Annotated in this window: 15 protein-coding genes and 6 tRNA genes; 3 read left to right on the top strand and 18 right to left on the bottom strand. The window is 43.0% G+C overall.

The window, feature by feature from the left end; genetic code table 11:
- Positions 1–599: 599 nt before the first annotated feature.
- The 10 genes from AC5YCD_RS05125 to secA form a co-directional block, all read right to left on the bottom strand.
- Positions 600–676: transfer RNA gene (locus AC5YCD_RS05125), tRNA-Pro, on the bottom strand.
- A gap of 19 nt (positions 677–695) precedes the next feature.
- Positions 696–771 (bottom strand) — tRNA-His (locus AC5YCD_RS05120).
- Positions 772–852: 81 nt separating this feature from the next.
- Positions 853–929 (bottom strand) — tRNA-Pro (locus AC5YCD_RS05115).
- A gap of 19 nt (positions 930–948) precedes the next feature.
- Positions 949–1,024: transfer RNA gene (locus AC5YCD_RS05110), tRNA-His, on the bottom strand.
- 41 nt (positions 1,025–1,065) lie between these two features.
- Positions 1,066–1,142, bottom strand: a tRNA-Arg gene (locus AC5YCD_RS05105).
- Positions 1,143–1,177: 35 nt separating this feature from the next.
- Positions 1,178–1,254: transfer RNA gene (locus AC5YCD_RS05100), tRNA-Pro, on the bottom strand.
- A 164-nt stretch (positions 1,255–1,418) separates the two neighbouring features.
- Entirely contained in the window at positions 1,419–2,486 is a 1,068-nt protein-coding gene (nadA, locus tag AC5YCD_RS05095; RefSeq protein ID WP_496128989.1) for a quinolinate synthase NadA, read from the bottom strand.
- A 123-nt stretch (positions 2,487–2,609) separates the two neighbouring features.
- Entirely contained in the window at positions 2,610–3,830 is a 1,221-nt protein-coding gene (argJ, locus tag AC5YCD_RS05090) for a bifunctional glutamate N-acetyltransferase/amino-acid acetyltransferase ArgJ (RefSeq protein ID WP_496128988.1), read from the bottom strand.
- 143 nt (positions 3,831–3,973) lie between these two features.
- Positions 3,974–4,309, bottom strand: coding sequence for a hypothetical protein (locus AC5YCD_RS05085; RefSeq protein WP_496128987.1), 336 nt, complete (start codon positions 4,307–4,309; stop codon positions 3,974–3,976).
- Positions 4,310–4,425: 116 nt separating this feature from the next.
- Positions 4,426–7,143 carry a preprotein translocase subunit SecA gene (gene secA, locus AC5YCD_RS05080; RefSeq protein WP_496128986.1) on the bottom strand — a complete coding sequence of 906 codons (2,718 nt, stop codon included), beginning with the start codon at positions 7,141–7,143 and terminating at the stop codon, positions 4,426–4,428.
- Positions 7,144–7,428: 285 nt separating this feature from the next.
- Here secA and AC5YCD_RS05075 point away from each other — a divergent pair, with 285 nt between their 5' ends.
- Together AC5YCD_RS05075 and AC5YCD_RS05070 are read left to right on the top strand one after the other, a co-directional pair.
- Positions 7,429–8,070: a peroxiredoxin gene (locus AC5YCD_RS05075; protein WP_496128985.1), complete on the top strand. Its 642-nt coding sequence runs from the start codon at positions 7,429–7,431 to the stop codon at positions 8,068–8,070.
- Positions 8,071–8,467: 397 nt separating this feature from the next.
- Positions 8,468–8,998, top strand: coding sequence for a dual specificity protein phosphatase family protein (locus AC5YCD_RS05070; protein ID WP_496128984.1), 531 nt, complete (start codon positions 8,468–8,470; stop codon positions 8,996–8,998).
- 4 nt (positions 8,999–9,002) lie between these two features.
- Here the strand turns inward: AC5YCD_RS05070 and AC5YCD_RS05065 are convergent, their stop codons facing one another.
- From AC5YCD_RS05065 to trpA, 4 genes are read right to left on the bottom strand one after another with little or no spacing between them, the layout of a single operon-like run.
- On the bottom strand, positions 9,003–9,935 hold the full coding sequence (locus tag AC5YCD_RS05065; protein WP_496128983.1) for an SPOR domain-containing protein: 933 nt from the start codon (positions 9,933–9,935) through the stop codon (positions 9,003–9,005).
- Positions 9,935–11,218, bottom strand: a complete 1,284-nt coding sequence (gene folC / locus AC5YCD_RS05060; protein WP_496128982.1) for a bifunctional tetrahydrofolate synthase/dihydrofolate synthase — start codon at positions 11,216–11,218, stop codon at positions 9,935–9,937. The genes AC5YCD_RS05065 and folC overlap by 1 nt, the downstream gene beginning before the upstream one ends.
- Positions 11,215–12,111: an acetyl-CoA carboxylase, carboxyltransferase subunit beta gene (accD, locus tag AC5YCD_RS05055; protein ID WP_496128981.1), complete on the bottom strand. Its 897-nt coding sequence runs from the start codon at positions 12,109–12,111 to the stop codon at positions 11,215–11,217. The genes folC and accD overlap by 4 nt, the downstream gene beginning before the upstream one ends.
- Positions 12,108–12,911 (bottom strand): tryptophan synthase subunit alpha, encoded by an 804-nt coding sequence (gene trpA, locus AC5YCD_RS05050; protein ID WP_496128980.1) that lies wholly within the window; start codon positions 12,909–12,911, stop codon positions 12,108–12,110. Before trpA ends, accD begins: the two co-directional genes overlap by 4 nt.
- Positions 12,912–13,275: 364 nt before the next feature.
- Between trpA and AC5YCD_RS05045 the strand changes: the two genes are divergently transcribed.
- Positions 13,276–14,604 carry a Na+/H+ antiporter NhaC family protein gene (locus tag AC5YCD_RS05045; RefSeq protein WP_496128979.1) on the top strand — a complete coding sequence of 443 codons (1,329 nt, stop codon included), beginning with the start codon at positions 13,276–13,278 and terminating at the stop codon, positions 14,602–14,604.
- Between the two features lie 53 nt (positions 14,605–14,657).
- Here the strand turns inward: AC5YCD_RS05045 and AC5YCD_RS05040 are convergent, their stop codons facing one another.
- The 4 genes from AC5YCD_RS05040 to AC5YCD_RS05025 form a co-directional block, all read right to left on the bottom strand.
- Positions 14,658–15,644, bottom strand: coding sequence for a DUF2804 domain-containing protein (locus AC5YCD_RS05040; RefSeq protein WP_496128978.1), 987 nt, complete (start codon positions 15,642–15,644; stop codon positions 14,658–14,660).
- 126 nt (positions 15,645–15,770) lie between these two features.
- Complete coding sequence (locus AC5YCD_RS05035; RefSeq protein ID WP_496128977.1) at positions 15,771–16,280, bottom strand: DUF1543 domain-containing protein; 510 nt, start codon at positions 16,278–16,280, stop codon at positions 15,771–15,773.
- Positions 16,281–16,463: 183 nt separating this feature from the next.
- Positions 16,464–17,693, bottom strand: coding sequence for a tryptophan synthase subunit beta (gene trpB / locus AC5YCD_RS05030; protein ID WP_496128976.1), 1,230 nt, complete (start codon positions 17,691–17,693; stop codon positions 16,464–16,466).
- Positions 17,677–18,318 (bottom strand): phosphoribosylanthranilate isomerase, encoded by a 642-nt coding sequence (locus tag AC5YCD_RS05025; RefSeq protein ID WP_496128998.1) that lies wholly within the window; start codon positions 18,316–18,318, stop codon positions 17,677–17,679. The genes trpB and AC5YCD_RS05025 overlap by 17 nt, the downstream gene beginning before the upstream one ends.
- Between the last annotated feature and the right edge of the window lies 1 nt (position 18,319).

Here is an 18,319-nt window from a genome sequence, read left to right as displayed (position 1 = left end):
CAGCGTTCAATCTGAGCCATGATCAAACTCTTCAGTTTAAAATCAATAGTGCCTATAGGGCACCAATCTTGGCTCATCAATTACTGACAAAAAATTTGCTCAAATAAACTTCGAGAAATTCTTACCAATTATCAATGAAAATATATTCGATTGATCAACCAGTAAAAATCCACACAAGTTGTTCTTCATAATCTCTTAATGATTTTCTTGCATCTTCGTCAGAAGCAAGACGGTTAGCAAATCTCGTTCGCTACCGATGGATGAGCATTATAGAGAGATTTAGTTGTCTTGCAAGATAGTCAAACAAAAATAATTACTAAAATACAACTAAATGGTCAATTACTAATCAATTTGGTGTTTTTGTGATGGTTTATGACTAAAAATGGCAAATGTTTTTCTAGAAAAGTAGAAAAGTAGAAAAGTAGAAAAGTAGAAAAGTAGAAAAGTAGAAAAGTAGAAAAGTAGAAAAGTAGAAAAGTAGAAAAGTAGAAAAGTAGAAAAGTAGAAAAGTAGAAAAGTAATGCAAACATATTGTATTAAATTTTAGGCATAAAAAAATCGCTTAACGCGGTATCTTCTATTCTGACCATTAAAGTAAATGGTCGGAGCAGTAGGATTCGAACCTACGACCCCCTGGTCCCAAACCAGGTGCACTACCAGGCTGTGCTATGCTCCGCCTTACAACCTTTTAGGGTTGGGGTGAATGACGGGATTCGAACCCGCGACAACTGGAATCACAATCCAGGGCTCTACCAACTGAGCTACATCCACCGTCATGTGATGTGCTTTTACTTAAGATATAAAAAAACCGCTTAATGCGGTATCTTTATCTCGACCACCTTAATATTAAGATGGTCGGAGCAGTAGGATTCGAACCTACGACCCCCTGGTCCCAAACCAGGTGCACTACCAGGCTGTGCTATGCTCCGCCTTACAACCTTTTAGGGTTGGGGTGAATGACGGGATTCGAACCCGCGACAACTGGAATCACAATCCAGGGCTCTACCAACTGAGCTACATCCACCACAATAACAGCTTTCAGATTCTATACATCGAGCGACCAAATGGCGCGCCTGACAGGATTCGAACCTGTGACCATCCGCTTAGAAGGCGGATGCTCTATCCAACTGAGCTACAAGCGCTTAACTGATGTTACCATCATTTGGCCTTGAAGAATTGGTCGGAGCAGTAGGATTCGAACCTACGACCCCCTGGTCCCAAACCAGGTGCACTACCAGGCTGTGCTATGCTCCGATTCATCTCAGCTTTTTGTATCGAACTTATCGCTCGGTACGGTGTGCATTTTAGGCGTGACGCACTGGTACGTCAACACCTATATTTAAAAAAAGTTAAAAAAACGCATCAAACGTATAAATAAACATCATTTATACTATTTTTTAAGCATTTTTCTCTAATTTTCAACGTTTTAACTGTGCACTAAAGGCCAACATTCGATCAAGGGGTAGCTTGGCACGCTTGGCTAAAGCAGGCTCAACATGAATTTCTTGGTCGCCCCGTTGTAAAACCTCTAAAATTCCATCGAGTTCATTCATCGCCATCCAAGGGCAATGTGCGCATGAGCGACAAGTTGCGCCCTCACCTGCTGTTGGCGCTTCGATTAAGATCTTATGTGGCACAGCTTGTTGCATTTTATAGAAGATGCCGCGGTCAGTTGCCACAATCAGGCGTTCATGTGGCAGCGTCTGGGCAGCTTTAATCAATTGTGAGGTGCTCCCGACTGCATCGGCAACTTCAACTACAGACAATGGCGACTCAGGATGGACTAAAACTGCCGCATCTGGATAAAGCGCTTTCATATTTTCGATGCCACGGGCACGGAATTCTTCATGCACAATACATGCACCGTCCCAAAGCAGCATATCAGCACCTGTTTTATGCTGAATATAACGACCTAAATGTTGATCTGGTGCCCAAATAATTTTTTCACCTAAACTATCTAGGTGTTCAATAATCTCAACTGCACAGCTTGAAGTCACCACCCAATCGGCACGCGCCTTAACTGCAGCAGAGGTATTGGCATAAACCACCACGGTATGATCAGGATGGGCATCACAGAATTCAGCAAACTCTTTTTCTGGGCAACCTAAATCTAAAGAACAGGTGGCTTCCAAAGTGGGCATTAAAATGGTTTTTTCAGGCGATAAAATTTTTGAGGTTTCGCCCATAAATTTAACCCCAGCCACCACCAGAGTTTGTGCAGCATGATCGCGACCAAAACGTGCCATTTCTAAAGAGTCAGATACGCAACCACCGCTCAGTTCTGCTAACTCTTGCACTTCAGGATCACAATAATAATGTGCCACTAATACTGCATCACGCTTTTTCAGCTCAGCTAAGATCTGTGCAAATTTTTCTTGCTTCACTGATTCAGGCATGTGTGCAGTTTTTTGCTCGCCTAAACGATCTAAATGCGCCTGTACGATACTTTTCGCTTCATTGGCAATTAAATTGGTCGCATTATTCATTGTGTATTCCCTACATCCGCTTGCAGTATCTGATCAAAATGGCGTTGTGCTTTTTTGACCAGAAAGTAAAAAACAATACTTACAAAAAAGCCTCACGAATGAGGCTTTACAAAAAATTTTAGATTATGAACGATAGTCAGCATTGATCTTGACATAGTCATAAGATAAATCACAGGTATAGACCGTATCTTTGGCCTCACCGCGACCTAAAGCGACGCGAATAGTAATTTCTGTTTGTGCCATGACACGAGCACCCGCTTCTTCGGTGTAGTCTTCTGCCGCGCCGCCATCTTTACAGATTTGCACATCATCTAGCCACACTTGGATTTTTTCCACATCTAAGTCTTTGACACCCGCATAGCCAATCGCAGCTAAAATACGTCCCCAGTTTGGATCTGAAGCAAACAAGGCAGTTTTAACCAAAGGCGAATGTGCAATGCTATAAGCAATATCACAGCACTCTTGAGTATCTGCACCGCCTTCAACAGCAACAGTAATAAATTTAGTTGCACCTTCACCATCACGCACGATCAGCTGAGCTAAGCGTTTCATCACACGCGTCAACACTTCAGACACTTGAGCAAAACGCGGGTCTTCAGTCGATGAAATTTCTACACCACCTGCTTGACCAGTTGCGGCAAAAATACATGAATCATTGGTTGATGTGTCACCATCAATGGTAATACGGTTAAATGATTGATTGACAGCAGTTGATAACATTTGTTGCACAAGTTCGCGTGCAATAGGTGCATCGGTTGCCACAAAGCCAAGCATGGTTGCCATATTCGGACGAATCATGCCTGCACCTTTGGAAATACCGGTCATGGTGTAAGTGATACCATCCAGTTCAAACTGCTCAGAAGCACCTTTTGGTGTGGTATCTGTGGTCATAATGCCAGTTGCAGCATCTATCCATGCATCATTGCTTAAGCCGTCTAAAGCAGGTTGTAAGCCTGACAATAAACGTGGCATTGGCAGTTGTTCACCAATCACACCGGTTGAAAACGGTAAGATTTCTGCTTTGCTCACGCCAGCTAATTCAGCTAATTTTTCGCAGGTTGCTTCGGCATTTAGCATACCCGTTTTACCTGTACCTGCATTGGCATTACCGGTATTGATGACTAAGTAACGTGGATTGCCTAGCTTTAAATGCGCTTTAGAAATATGTACCGGTGCGGCACAAAATGCGTTCTGGGTAAATACCCCCGCAACATTTGTCCCTTGGCTAAATTCAAAAATGACAAGGTCACGTCGATTCTGATAGCGCACATACGCTTCAGCTGAACCAATTTTTACCCCTTGTACCACATGCATCTGTGGCATCGTTACGTCACCAACTGCCATTTTTAAACTTCCAATTTGGTTTTATATAAAAGAACAGCTTATTAGATATTGATAAAAAAATCGAGCCTAAAAGCCAAAATGCCAACTTTTTATCCAGTGTTAAAAAAACCAGTCATTGGACTGGTTTTAGAGAAAACTGTTGTTTATTTTGCAGCATCTAATAACGCCTGTTTGGCTTTTTGCTGGCTTTCTGCTGAAAGTGCCGGATTGGCTGCCACAATACGATCAGCATTGGCACTATTGGCTGCCACAATAGCTTGAGTTTGTAGCACAATCGGTTTGTTGTCATTATTAAAAGTATAGCTAATACCTGTACGTGGGCTAATTACCGTCACTTGATTGTCTTTGACTTGTGCTTGTGCTGTTTGTGGACCAATTGCAGCTTTTACTTTTTCTGGTGTGGTGGTCAGTTGCTCTGCCATAGCACATGTTGATACTGTGCTTAAAACCACTAAACCGATTTGTAATGCTTTTTTCATAGTGTTATCCGTAAATTTCTCGATGAGCAACTAAATAACATTGAATAGCAGCAACTGCAAACACTATTCACATAACAATAAAAAAGCCACTCAATCGAGTGGCTAATTAGGTAAAATTAGATTTTACCGTGACATTGCTTATATTTTAGACCTGAGCCGCATGGACATGGTGCATTACGACTGGCTGGTGCTTCAAAACTTTGTACCTGCTCAGCCACAGGGCTAAAGTTAGCGTCTACAACAGGTGCCTCCTGAGCATCTGCTAGGTTAAGTTGCAACGCCGCCGCTTGCGCTTCAGCTTGGGCTTGCTTTTGCGCTTCCATCTCAGCGATTTCTTCTGGGGTTGGTACATGGATTCGTGATAGATCTGTCACGACATCCGATTTAATCACCGCCAGCATATTAACAAATAAGTTAAAGGCTTCTTTTTTGTATTCTTGCTCAGGGTTTTTCTGTGCATAACCACGCAAATGAATCCCTTGGCGCAAGTAATCCATCGCAGCCAAGTGCTCTTTCCAGTGGCGATCAAGCGAACTTAAAGTAAAGTGACGTTCAAGCATGGCCGCTGACTCTGTACCCATTTGTTCACGGCGCGCGTTATAACGCCCTATCACCTCATCCGTAATACGACGTGCCAAGCCTTCTTCATCTAAACGACGATCTTGCTCTAACCATGCATGAATTGGTAAATCAATCGAAAATTCTTCACGTAATGCCGCTTCTAAACCCGGTACATCCCATTGGTCATGAATCGATTCAGGTGGAATATAAGTTTCAATTACACCTTTCATTACTTCACGATGCATTTCTTCTAAATAATCGTGTAGTGAGCTTTCCGCTAAAATGTCATCACGTTGTGAGTAGATGATCTTACGTTGTTCGTTGTTGACGTCGTCGTATTTCAACAAGTTCTTACGAATATCAAAGTTACGTGCTTCAACTTTACGCTGCGCATTCTCAATTGAGCGCGACACCATCTTGTGTTCAATCGCTTCATCTTCCGAAAGACCCATGGCTTTCATCATATTCACAACACGGTCACCGGCGAAGATCCGCATTAAGTCATCTTCAAGCGATAAGTAGAAACGTGATACACCTGGGTCACCTTGACGACCCGCACGACCACGCAACTGGTTATCAATACGACGTGATTCATGACGTTCTGAACCAATGATGTGTAAACCACCTGATGCCAACACGGCTTCATGGTTTTTCTCCCACTCTGCTTTTAGACGTGCTTCGTCCTCTGAAGTTGGGTTTTCAATTTTAGCCAGTAAGGCTTTCCAGTTACCCCCCAGCAAAATATCGGTACCACGACCTGCCATGTTGGTGGCAATGGTCACCGCGCGCGGCGCACCGGCTTGGGCGATAATATCGGCTTCACGTTCGTGTTGCTTCGCATTTAAGACTTCGTGATGAATGCCTGCCGCTTTTAACTTGTCAGATAAAATTTCTGAAGCTTCAATAGTTGCTGTACCAATTAGGATTGGTGCAACACCAGCTTCATGCACACGCTGAATTTCTTGAATAATGGCGTTGTATTTACCTTCGCGATTTAAATAAATTAAATCGTCATGGTCTTTACGCACCATTGGGCGATGAGTTGGAATTAACACCACATCAAGGCTGTAAATTTCTTTCATTTCCGCCGCTTCAGTATCGGCAGTACCGGTCATCCCTGACAGCTTTTTATATAGACGGAAATAGTTTTGGAAAGTCGTAGTCGCAAGGGTTTGGTTTTCCGGCTGAATTTCTAAGCCTTCTTTGGCTTCGACCGCTTGATGTAAACCCTCTGACCAACGGCGACCTGGCATGGTACGACCCGTGTTTTCATCCACAATGATAATTTCGCCATCATGAATGATGTAATGCACGTTACGTTGGTACAAGAAATGCGCACGAATTGCCGCAGAAACATGATGCACCAAGTTTAAATTGGCTGCTGAATATAAGCTTTCGCCTTCAGCTAACAGACCCATGGCAATCAGTTCTTGTTCTACGGTTTCATAACCAATTTCGGTCATCTCGACCGAGCGTTGTTTTTCATCAATCCAAAAATGTCCGCCATCTGCGACTTTTTCTTCTTTTTGTGGCACTAATTTTGGTGGAATGCTGTTGATGGCTGCATAAAGCTGCGAAGAATCATCAGATTGACCAGAAATAATTAAAGGTGTACGCGCTTCATCAATTAAGATCGAATCGACCTCATCAATAATGGCATAAGTTAAACCACGTTGTTTTTTCTCTTCTAAAGAAAACACCATGTTGTCACGAAGATAGTCAAAACCAAATTCGTTATTGGTACCATAAGTAATATCGGCACGATATGCTTCTGACTTTTCGGTTGGATCTTGCATGGAGTAAATCACGCCAATGCTCAAACCTAAAAATTCAAATAATGGACGGTTTAACTCCGCATCACGCTGGGCCAAATAATCGTTGACGGTAATGACATGCACACCTTGACCACTTAAAGCATTTAAATAAGATGCCAAAGTACCCATTAACGTTTTACCCTCACCAGTACGCATTTCTGCGATTTTACCTTCGTGTAGGGTAATACCACCAATCAACTGTACGTCATAATGACGCATGCCCATAATACGTTTACCCGCTTCACGACACACCGCAAAGGCTTCAGGTAAGAGTTGGTCTAGGCTTTCACCATTGTTATAACGTTGTTTGAATTCTTGGGTTTTTGCAGATAAGTCTGCATCGTTTAAGGCAGATATCGTCGGCTCGAGCGCATTAATCTTATCTACGATTTTACGCATGCGTTTGAGTTCGCGCTCATTTTTGGTACCGAAGATTCCTCCGATCAGACTTGCCAACATGAATAGACTCTCTAAATCTTGCTTGTCAAAAGAAAAAATTTGTTCTTGGCTGTTATTATGGTGCTAGAAATTTCAAGTACAAGGCTTTTAAGCAGTTCACTGTAAAAAAAAGTCATTCTCAAGCGGTGTGGCACTGGCAAGCTGTTTAGCGACAGCTATCGTCTTATGCCCAGTCATTTAGCATTTTTATTCATAAAAACATCTTAAAACACTATTTTTAATTATATAAAAACTGCGGCATAGTCATTGGCATAGACAACAAAATATAAGTTTACTGAGGTGAGTATGAGTTTACGTTTAGGTGATATCGCCCCTAATTTCCAGCAAGATTCAAGTGCAGGATTAATTGATTTTTACGAGTTTTTAGGCGATAGCTGGGGAATTTTATTTTCACATCCTGCCGACTATACGCCAGTCTGCACCACAGAACTGGGCTTTACGGCCAAACTCAAAGCTGAATTTGAAAAGCGTAATGTCAAAGCCATTGCGTTATCAGTTGATGATGTGGATTCTCATCACGGTTGGATTGAAGATATTAACACCACGCAAAATACCACGGTTAATTTCCCAATCATTGCCGATCAAGATCGTAAAGTCTCAACCCTATATGATTTTATTCACCCAAATGCTAGTGAAACCTTAACAGTACGCTCTTTGGTCATTATTGATCCAAATAAAAAGGTGCGTTTAATTATTACTTATCCTGCATCTACAGGGCGTAACTTTGATGAAGTATTGCGTGTGGTGGATTCATTACAACTGACCGATAACTATAAAGTGGCTACGCCTGCCAACTGGCAACATGGCGATGATGTGGTGATTGTGCCGTCTTTACAAGATGAAGAGGAAATCAAACAACGTTTTCCAAAAGGTTATAAAGCGGTGACGCCTTATTTACGCCTTACGCCACAGCCTGAGACAAACTAAGACACTGTCTTAGTTTGGCGCAAGACAAGCGCAGCGCGTAGTGATATAAGGAAAACTCTGCTTGGTTGGAGCGCAAGATTCACAGCTAGGCTGTGAATGTAAGGATAAGCGAAGCACTGCTTCGCCCTTGTGCAAGACGAGAAGCGATGCTTCGAGTGGCAAAACCCAAAGCACTGCTTTTGAGTTTTGTAGAGAACAAACGTCGTGATACCAAACTCAATCACATGATGAAATATAAAAAATATGCGATTTAAGTGGGTTGATTTACAGCAATCGTTCGGTCAAACCGCTTAAATTATGCTTTAGGTTCAGCTCATCTTCGGATGAGCTTTTTTTATGCTATATATAGATGATGAAAAAAATAATCCTGCTTTTTTGCTGTTTAAGTTCCGGCTGTATGACTACAGCAACTTTGCCTTTAAATCAACGCCCGCCCACTTGGGCGAGTCCTATTCAACCACAGCATAATTTTTATCAGGTCAGTGCATCAGTATTTCGTAGTCAACAGCCGAATGAGGTACTGGCGCGGCTGATCGCAGAACAAGATATAGATGTGGTGTTAAATTTACGCCCACATTCCGCTCATTATCCAGAGCTGCATGTGCAAACGCTGCATGTACCAATCCGCACTTTTGCTTTTTCAGAACAGCATATCGTGGCAGCCTTGCAGCAGATTCAAGCCGCAGAAGCACAAGGACAGAAAATCTTAGTGCATTGTTATCACGGTGCGGATCGCACTGGGGTTATTGTCGCTATGTACCGCATTATCATACAAAACTGGGCTGTGAATGAGGCAATTGCAGAAATGCATCATGGCGGTTATGGCTTTCATTATATTTGGCAACAGCGCTTTGCTGAGTTGTTTACACCTGAAAAAATAAAATGGATTCGTCAGCAACTGGCGAATCCATCTTCAGTCAGTGTTTGAGCACTTAGCGTTTATCTAAAGGTACCCAATCAATCACCCATGCCGACTTGGTATTTAAGCTTGGATCAGAATTGACTTTTTTACGTAGATCGTCAGCAGCTTCGCGGCTCTTGGCAGGTCCAACCATAATCCTTACCCCTTTAGAAGTTGGACTTTTAGTTACTTTATAACCTTGAGAACGTAGCTTGGCAGCAATCGAGTCTGCATTAGCTTGGTTAGCTGCTAAAGCGACTTGTACCATCCATTGACCGTTTGGTTTGCCTTCTTTTTTCGCTTCAGCCTTGGCTTCTTCGGCTTTTTTCTTTTCAGCCTCTAATTTACGTTTTTCCTCAGCTTTTTTAGCTTCTTCGGCTTTGCGTTTCTCTTCGGCTTTTTTCTGTTCGGCAGCTTTCTTCTCAGCCTCTAATTTACGTTTTTCCTCCGCTTTTTTGGCATCTTCAGCTTTCTTTTGCTCAGCGGCTTTTTTCTCAGCTTCAGCCTTTTTTGCGTCATCGGCTAAACGTTTTTGTTTGGCTTTTTCATCTTCCACTAATTCAGGTGGAATATTGTCGGAGCTTTGCTGACTAGCACGGTGCGCATTTAAAGCTGCATATTCTTCAGCTGCTTTACGCGCAGCTTCCGCCTCAGCTTGTTGCTGCATGGCTAAAAATTCTGCGGCACGCGCTTCTTGTTCAGCCACTGCTTTTTCACGAGCACGGCGTTGTTCTTCTAATAAACGTTGTTCGGTGGCAACATCGACCGTGAGCGGTTGCAGTTGCATTACAGGTTCAGCTTCGGGTTGTGGATTTTTCTTTTGCTGTTGCACCTGTTCCACTAAATCCGAACTACGAATGTTATTTTGGTGAATTTCTTCTTTACCTTTAAGTAATAGCGCAGCAAGTAATACCCCACCACCTAATAAAACAACACCACCCATCCAACGTTGTTTACTATTCATTAACATGCTTCCAAATACTCCCATACCGCTTCTAAGGTATGAAACGAGCCACATACCAAAATCAGCTGATTATTGTTTGTTTCATCGAGCGCTGATTTAAAAGCGAGTTTTACACTGTCAAAATGCTGCACGTTCTGATTACTTAATGCGACATCGAGCTGCGTAAGGGGTGCAGCACGCGGTACATCAAGTGCTGCAATTTTCCACAAAGCGATATGATCTTTCAACATATCACAGACAGATTTAATGTCTTTATCGGTCAACATTGAAAAAACTGTGACCACTTCTGTGTATTCTGGATGATGACTTAAGTATTGTTGTAGCTGCTTGAGTAAAAATTCCACGCCATGTGGATTATGTCCTGCATCAAAAATGACGGTTTTATCTTGAATTTGGCGCACTTCAAAACGACCCTGTAATTTGGCGTTTTGAATCCCTTGGCTTAAGGCCGATTGGCTCATCTGTAAATCACTGACCAATACAGCAGCCACAGCGGTAGAAATATTGTCTAAAGCTAAACTGCCTGTCGGGAGTTTTAAGGTGGTGGCACTAGAAGCAAAGTTCCAAGTTTGACCGTTGTCATCAATCTGATAAAAATAATCATGATTTAAAGCATAAAGCGCTGCATGACATTCAGCCGCTTTATCGGCAATGGCTTGGGGAAGTTGTTGTTGCCCGCCAAAAATCACTGGAATATTCGGGCGAATAATACCTGCTTTTTCAAAGGCAATCTTTTCAATGCTATTGCCTAACCAATCGGTATGATCCAGTCCAATATTGGTAATCACAGCCACATCTGGATTGACCACATTGACCACATCCAAACGTCCACCCAAACCGACTTCTAACACCCAAACATCACAATCTTTGTTGTTAAAAATCACAAACGCCGCAAGTGTGGTGGCCTCAAAAAATGAGAGGCTTAAACCACATTCGCGGCGTGCTTGATCCACTTGTACAAACGCATCAATTAAGCTTTGGTCATCCACCTCAATGCCATTGATTTTTACGCGCTCGTTAAAGCGGTAAATATGCGGGGATTGATATAAACCGACATGATAGCCACCAGCCTTTAAAATGGCGGCTAAAGTGGTGGTGGTAGAACCTTTACCATTGGTGCCCGCGACAGTAAAGACTTTGGCTTGAGGGCGCGTTACAGCCAGCTTTTCAGCGACGGGAATGACACGCTCTAAACCTAAATCAATGCCTGTAACGTGAACATGGCCCCAATAATCGAGCCATGTTGCTAAAGAATCTGTTGCAAGTGGAGCTTGTGTGTTCAAGGTAAATTCATTAACTTCGTGATGATGCGATATACAGTATCACGTAATGCATGACGATGAACAATTTGATCGACTACACCATGCTCAAGTAAGTATTCCGCACGTTGGAACGGTTCTTCTAACTTTTCACGTACCGTTTGTTCAATGACACGTTTACCAGCAAAACCAATCATGGCTTTCGGTTCAGCAATATGCACATCACCAATCATTGCAAGCGATGCAGTTACACCACCGTAAACAGGATGGGTTAACACCACGATATACGGTAGACCTGCATCTTTCATACGTTGAATGGCAGCTGAAGTACGCGCCATTTGCATTAAAGATAACATCCCTTCTTGCATACGCGCGCCACCTGATGCGGCAAAACATACTAATGGTTGACGGTCTTGAATGGCTTTTTCCGCTGCTTGCACAAAACGGTCACCAACAACCGTACCCATTGAGCCGCCCATAAAGTCAAACTCAAAGGCACAAGCAATTAACGGTAGGTCTTTGAGTAAACCTTGCATTACCACCAATGCTTCAGTTTCACCCGTTTTCTTTTGTGCTTCTGCCATACGCTCTGGATAAGCTTTGCTGTCGACAAAGTTTAACGGATCTTTGGCTTTGAATTCCTGACCCAATTCAGTTTGCACTTGATCGAGGAACCAAGTTAAACGATCACGGGCTTTCATACGCAAATGTTCGTCACATTGTGGACACACATAGGCATTAAAGCTCATGGCAGTACGGGTCACTAAAGCGTGACATTCGGTACATTCAACTGTAGGTTCAGTTGACGTGGCTTTTACTGTTTGTTGTTCATCGGGAACTTGAATGCCTGGTACGCCGCGCTGGGTCCACGGCGTCGATGGGCTAAGAACTTTCCCTGCTTTCACTTGTTGATTCATACTAACTCATCGAGCGCAGCTCGAAGCTCCTTGACTTTATTAACCGTTTCAATCACGGCTTGTTCTGGCGCTAAAGTGGCAAATTGTTTTACAAATGCACTACCCACAATCACAGCATCCGCTGCTACACCCATAGCTTTGGCAGAGGCAGCATCACTGATACCAAAACCTACACCTACAGGTACGTCTGTTACTGCTTTAATTTTTTGGATACGTTGTGCTGCTTCAGAGACATCTAAAGTTGCCGCACCCGTCACCCCTTTTAACGACACATAGTAAATAAAGCCACGCGCTTGCTTGGCGACATATTCAATACGTTCATTGGTTGAAGTGGGTGCAAGTAAGAAGATTTGATCCATGTCGTATTTTTCCAATACTGCATTAAAATCGCCAGCTTCTTCTGGTGGTAAATCCACCAACAGCACACCATCTACACCACATTCGCTGGCAATAGATACAAATTTTTCATAACCAATCACTTCAACAGGATTTAAGTATCCCATCAAGACCACTGGTGTCGTTTGATCTTGCTCACGAAACGCTTTGACCATGTTTAAAGCATCCAAGGTATTGGTGCCGCCTGCTAAAGCACGTTCAGCGGCTAAAGCAATCACTGGACCATCCGCCATAGGGTCGGAAAATGGTAAGCCCAGTTCAATCACATCTACCCCAGCCTTCACCATTTGATGTAGTAAATCAACCGTGACGTGTGGATGCGGATCTCCTGCCATCACATAAGAAACTAAGGCTTTTTGCTGTTGTGACTTAAGCTGGGCAAATCGGCTGGCTAAACGTGACATAGGGTTGCACTTTCCTTGAATATTAAAACGGAGACGTTAGTTTTGTATCAATACAAGACCCAAGCATTGTAACGCTATTTTTTGCTCATTGGATAGAGTACAAATCAAGCAACATTTTTGGGTCTGTTTGCGGGTTTAAATCAGAACAAACCTATGCCCTACATTTACTAATATTTGCTTTTTTTTCTCAATGATCAAAGATTCCTAATTTTGGCTTTAAAAAAATTGTCTTGAATTAGACCAACTTAGTTTAATTTTTAAAAATTTGATATAAAAAGCCAAGTTAGCATTTACATTTAAACTTGGCCTAAATTGCAAAAGCTGCATTATACTAGGCATATTCTTGTATATTTTTTATCTCCCTATGACTTCCGATGCAGCTCAGAAAGTGCAAGCACGCATGCTTGCGCTATTGCCGCTTATTGTTTTTTTAGCCATTTTTTTAGGCAGCGGTATTTATCACACCCTTATTGGCACTGAGTTTGCCTTTTATCAAATGAAAGCACCCGTTGCTGCAATTCCTGCAGTGATTTTGGCGGTTGTACTCTATCGCGGCAGGCTCAATGACGGCATTGAGGCGTTTTTAAAAGGCGCCAGTCACCCTAATTTAATTTTAATGTTTATGGTGTTTATGCTGGCCGGTGCTTTTGCCAGCGTGAGCTCCTCCATTGGCAGTGTAGATGCCACGGTACAGCTGGGTTTGTCCATTATTCCACCTAGCTTTGTACTGCCGATGCTGTTTTTAATTTCAGCCTTTATTGCCACGGCCATGGGCACCTCTATGGGCACCATTGCCGCCTGTGCCCCAATTGCCTTTGGTTTCTCCCAAGCCACGGACATTGCAGCAGTATATGCCATTGGTGCGGTGGTCGGTGGTGCGATGTTTGGTGACAATCTCTCAATGATTTCGGATACCACCATTGCCGCCACCAGTAGTCAAAAAGTACAACTGCGCGATAAATTCCGTGTCAATGTCTGGATTGCAGTCCCTGCAGCGCTTGCCACAGTCGTGATTTACTTTTTACTCACCAACTCTTCTAAAGCCATCAGTTATCAAGATTTTAATGCATGGCTTATTCTGCCTTATGTGGCGGTTTTTATTTTAGCATTTAGTCGTTTACATGTATTGGGTGTTTTAACCATCGGTGTATTGCTGTCAGCTTTAATGGGATTATGGGTGACACCTGAGCTGGATATTTTTAAAATCAATACTGCTGTTTACGATGGCTTTGTAGGCATGTTTGAAGTGGCATTGTTGTCGATGTTCTTAGGCGGTTTATCTGCCATCATGCAACGTGAGGGTGGTCTACAGTGGCTGATTGAACGCATTTATGCTATTACCCGCTTATTGAAAGTCGGGCGTCAACGTGCAGGGGAAATTGGCATTAGTTTCTTGGTGATTTTCTCAAATTTATTTGTGGCCAATAACACTGTTGCGATTATTTTATCGGGCGATATGGCACGTGAAGTGGCAAAAGAATATGGCGTTGACCCAAAACGCGCAGCAGCCCTCATGGATATTTTCTCTTGTGTGATTCAAGGTTTAATCCCCTATGGTGCGCAATTATTATTGGCCTGCTCAATTGCCAAAATGTCACCCGTAGAGCTGATTAGCAGCGTGTATTACTGCTGGGTATTGGCCGTGATGGCCATCATAGCGATTGTAATGCGTTATCCACGCCTTAAAGCTTAAGCTGTTTAAGCATTCAAAAAAGCGACCTTAGGGTCGCTTTTTTTGCATAGCACTTATAGTTTACGTGCATGCTGCTCAAAAATGCCATATTCAGCATCCCATTCTAATACACGTTCTGCCAAGCGAATTGAGCCACTAATTTTACTCTGCCATTGTTGAAATTGGCTGCCACTAAAACGGAAATTAAATTTTTCGCTACGTGCCCACTGTGGGTAAATGATTAAATCCACCTGCCCATCTATAGAACGTACCCGCCATTGCTTTGCATCTAACTGCTCAAACATGACTTCAGCCAATGGATAAATCACGCCATCGAGCCACAAACTATTTTCAGTTTGGCTATGATCACCTGCGGCTAAATTCAAACCAACACGATGTTGCCCATTGAGCCAGAAATTACAGCTCAACCAAAACCAACTGGTTTCCGGCTTAAAAAAGCCACACGTGTCGTCTAAGCTGGCAAAAGTTTTCGCATCAAATTGAATCATTTTGCCTTTTTTATCAACAAAATGCCCTTCGCAGCCTAAGGTAGTAAGCTTTTGGCTATATAGCCAACCATTTTTAGCCACGGGAATACAGGTACTTAGTGGATCTGTACCTGCACAAAAGATGCGTGCGCTGAGTTTAACTTCACCATATTTACTGGCACGTAAATAACGTACGCCGTGGGCATGATCAATGGTCAATTCAAACGGTGATTTTTGAAAATGACTATGGTTAAACAGCGGTTGTTCATCAAGCTGAGTATTACGTGCTAGTAAGGTTGAACCTTGCCATTCTAATACTTCACCAGTTTGATGGTCATACACATAAATTAGACCGTAACCTGCCCAAGCCAAATCAGCGATCGCAAAACCAATACTATAGTGCTGATGCTGAATGCTACAAAATTTAAATTTTTTATATTTTAAACGCTTACGCCAACCGAGCAGTTCAAACCCTTGCTCATTTTTGTATTGAAATAGCTGATAATTGATCCGAGTGGGAATCGCATCAAAACGGCCATACTGTGGCTGTCCATTGGACTGAATTAGATCCATCTATTCCCACTCGCTAAAAGACCTATACTGTTGATCTGTATTATGCCAATAAAATTTATGCTGCATAGAGCATAGTGCATTTTTTCTTTGAGTTGAAGCTCACACTTTTGCTGTTCAGTTTAAGCCTCACAAGGTCAAATAGGTATTTTCCCAGCGATTGCCATTAAAATCACCCGCCACCAATTGCACATAACGTCCATGCACATGGTCAATGGCAATACAATCATCCACCTCTAGCACACGATCGGTGTGTTGTTTTTGCCAACTTGCCGCAAAATAATTTTTGCCACGTTGCTTAGCGACTATGGCATTTTGTGCCACCACCAACACATAACGATGCAATTCGCCAAATTCATGTGCACTATAACCGCCTAAATTAATCAGATAGAGCTTGTCATCGCTTGGGTTTGGTGCTGCGTCACTGAACTGGATTTGATAAGATTGACCTTCAAATTCAATGCCATTAATTTGCGCCCACGCATCAATATGTAAGCCTTTTTGTTCACCAAACCAAGCCGTTTGGAGCTGCGTATAAGTATCTTTTAAGTCTTCACCGACCGCTAAGACCACATCATGCACTTCGGTGTTAGCACGCGCATGGCGACCACCGAGCATGACAATAAATAAACTTGGCATACATCCAATCCCTAGACAACATCAATTTATTATCATAACCAAGTCAATATAGCCTGTCGCCTAAACACTTCAATTTTTTAAGACATTATTTTTATAAATAAAAAATCGCACCCAATTACTTGAATGCGATTTTATTTTAAGCTCTCTTAAAGCCTCTCCAAACAGGAGAGGACTTTAGAGCAATTACATTTCGACCATTTCTACGCCATCAATACGGGCAACGGTCATGAGATCTTTATCACCACGACCTGAGACAGTGGCAATAATAATTTGATCTTTCGACATGGTTGGCGCAAGTTTAGTGACATACGCCATGGCATGTGAGCTTTCTAGCGCCGGAATAATGCCTTCAATTTGGGTTAAATCACGGAAACCTTGTAGGGCTTCTTGGTCATTAATTGGCATGTACTGCACACGGTTCATATCTTTTAAGAAACTGTGTTCAGGACCCACACCCGGATAATCTAGACCTGCAGAAATTGAATGTGTTTCAATGATTTGACCTTGTGCATCTGACATTAAGTAAGTGCGGTTACCGTGCAACACACCCACATGACCTGCATTTAAAGGGGCTGAATGTTTACCGGTTTCAATACCGTGACCTGCGGCTTCTACGCCATACATTTTCACATCTTGATCGTTTAAGAATGGGTAGAACAAGCCCATGGCATTTGAACCACCGCCTACACATGCCACTAAAGCATCTGGCAAACGACCCGCTTGTGCTTGAATTTGTTGACGTGCTTCACGACCAATAATCGATTGGAAATCACGTACCAACTGCGGATATGGATGTGGACCTGCCACTGTACCAATCACGTAATAGGTTGAATCAACATTGGTGACCCAATCACGCATCGCCTCGTTCATGGCATCTTTTAAGGTCTTAGAGCCACTTTCGACAGGCACAACCGTCGCACCCAATAAACGCATACGATACACGTTCATGGCTTGACGTTTCACGTCATCCGCGCCCATATACACCACGCATTCTAGACCTAAACGTGCTGCGATGGTTGCGGTTGCCACACCATGCTGACCTGCACCCGTTTCTGCAATAATACGCTTTTTACCCGACAGTTTTGCCAATAAAGCCTGACCAATGGTGTTATTCACTTTATGTGAACCAGTATGGTTTAAGTCTTCACGTTTTAAGTAAATCTGCGCACCGCCAAGGTGCTTGGACCATCGTTCAGCATAATATAAAGGACTAGGACGACCTACATAGTAGGCGAGATCACGGTCGAATTCTGCCAAAAACTGCGCATCATCTTTCATACGGAAATAGAGTTGCTCTAAATCCTGTAATGCAGCCATGAGAGTTTCTGACACAAAACGTCCGCCATGGATACCGAAATGCCCACGTGCGTCGGGGAATTGGGTATAGTCAATCACATTATTTTGCTGATCCACGTTGGACTCCTTGCATAAAGTGTTCAATGAGTTGTCGGTCTTTAATACCTTTTGCGGATTCTACGCCTCCGCTGACATCCACCGCATAAGCACGGGTGATTTCAATGGCGTGTGCAACATTGTCAGGGCTTAAGCCCCCTGCCAAGATTAAAGCAAGGTCAAGTTTTGGAAAAGTTGACCAGTCAAATGCCTGTCCTGTGCCACCTTTTAAAGTTGGATGCCATGCATCTAATAACATGGCACTCGCCCCTACCGCATGGTAGCTGCCCAGCAGAGTCTCTAGATCCATATCGGGCTTCACCTGAATGGCTTTATACCAACGTCGCCCTGTTGCTTTTGCAATCGCTTGGCATTGCTCGGGCGTTTCGTCACCATGAAACTGTAATACGTCGAGTGGAACCTGTTGTAAAGTGGCTTGAATCTCTTCAAGCGTGGCATTCACAAACAGTCCAACCAATTGTACATAGGCGGGAATATGTGTCGCCAATTCAGCAGCTTGCTCAATAGTGACACTTCGAGGACTCGGTGGATAAAACACTAAACCAATGGCATCAGCACCGCTATCAACAACGGCTTGAATGTCTTGGCTTCTGGTGATTCCACAGATTTTGGCACGCGTTCGCATA

It is taken from the genome of Acinetobacter sp. CY05, from assembly GCF_059515805.1.
The sequence above is the reverse complement of the archived record's forward strand: the minus strand, read 5'-3'. Positions and strand labels throughout refer to the sequence as shown.

What these genes read in the sequence shown, in the direction of transcription:
- AC5YCD_RS05045 (WP_496128979.1), top strand. Translation starts at nt 13,276, where the DNA reads ATGACTTCCGATGCAGCTCAGAAAGTGCAAGCACGCATGCTTGCGCTA.
- trpA (WP_496128980.1), bottom strand. Translation starts at nt 12,911, where the DNA reads ATGTCACGTTTAGCCAGCCGATTTGCCCAGCTTAAGTCACAACAGCAA.
- AC5YCD_RS05040 (WP_496128978.1), bottom strand. Translation starts at nt 15,644, where the DNA reads ATGGATCTAATTCAGTCCAATGGACAGCCACAGTATGGCCGTTTTGAT.
- nadA (WP_496128989.1), bottom strand. Translation starts at nt 2,486, where the DNA reads ATGAATAATGCGACCAATTTAATTGCCAATGAAGCGAAAAGTATCGTA.
- secA (WP_496128986.1), bottom strand. Translation starts at nt 7,143, where the DNA reads ATGTTGGCAAGTCTGATCGGAGGAATCTTCGGTACCAAAAATGAGCGC.
- AC5YCD_RS05025 (WP_496128998.1), bottom strand. Translation starts at nt 18,318, where the DNA reads ATGCGAACGCGTGCCAAAATCTGTGGAATCACCAGAAGCCAAGACATT.
- AC5YCD_RS05075 (WP_496128985.1), top strand. Translation starts at nt 7,429, where the DNA reads ATGAGTTTACGTTTAGGTGATATCGCCCCTAATTTCCAGCAAGATTCA.
- AC5YCD_RS05085 (WP_496128987.1), bottom strand. Translation starts at nt 4,309, where the DNA reads ATGAAAAAAGCATTACAAATCGGTTTAGTGGTTTTAAGCACAGTATCA.
- argJ (WP_496128988.1), bottom strand. Translation starts at nt 3,830, where the DNA reads ATGGCAGTTGGTGACGTAACGATGCCACAGATGCATGTGGTACAAGGG.
- AC5YCD_RS05035 (WP_496128977.1), bottom strand. Translation starts at nt 16,280, where the DNA reads ATGCCAAGTTTATTTATTGTCATGCTCGGTGGTCGCCATGCGCGTGCT.
- AC5YCD_RS05065 (WP_496128983.1), bottom strand. Translation starts at nt 9,935, where the DNA reads ATGAATAGTAAACAACGTTGGATGGGTGGTGTTGTTTTATTAGGTGGT.
- AC5YCD_RS05070 (WP_496128984.1), top strand. Translation starts at nt 8,468, where the DNA reads ATGACTACAGCAACTTTGCCTTTAAATCAACGCCCGCCCACTTGGGCG.
- accD (WP_496128981.1), bottom strand. Translation starts at nt 12,111, where the DNA reads ATGAATCAACAAGTGAAAGCAGGGAAAGTTCTTAGCCCATCGACGCCG.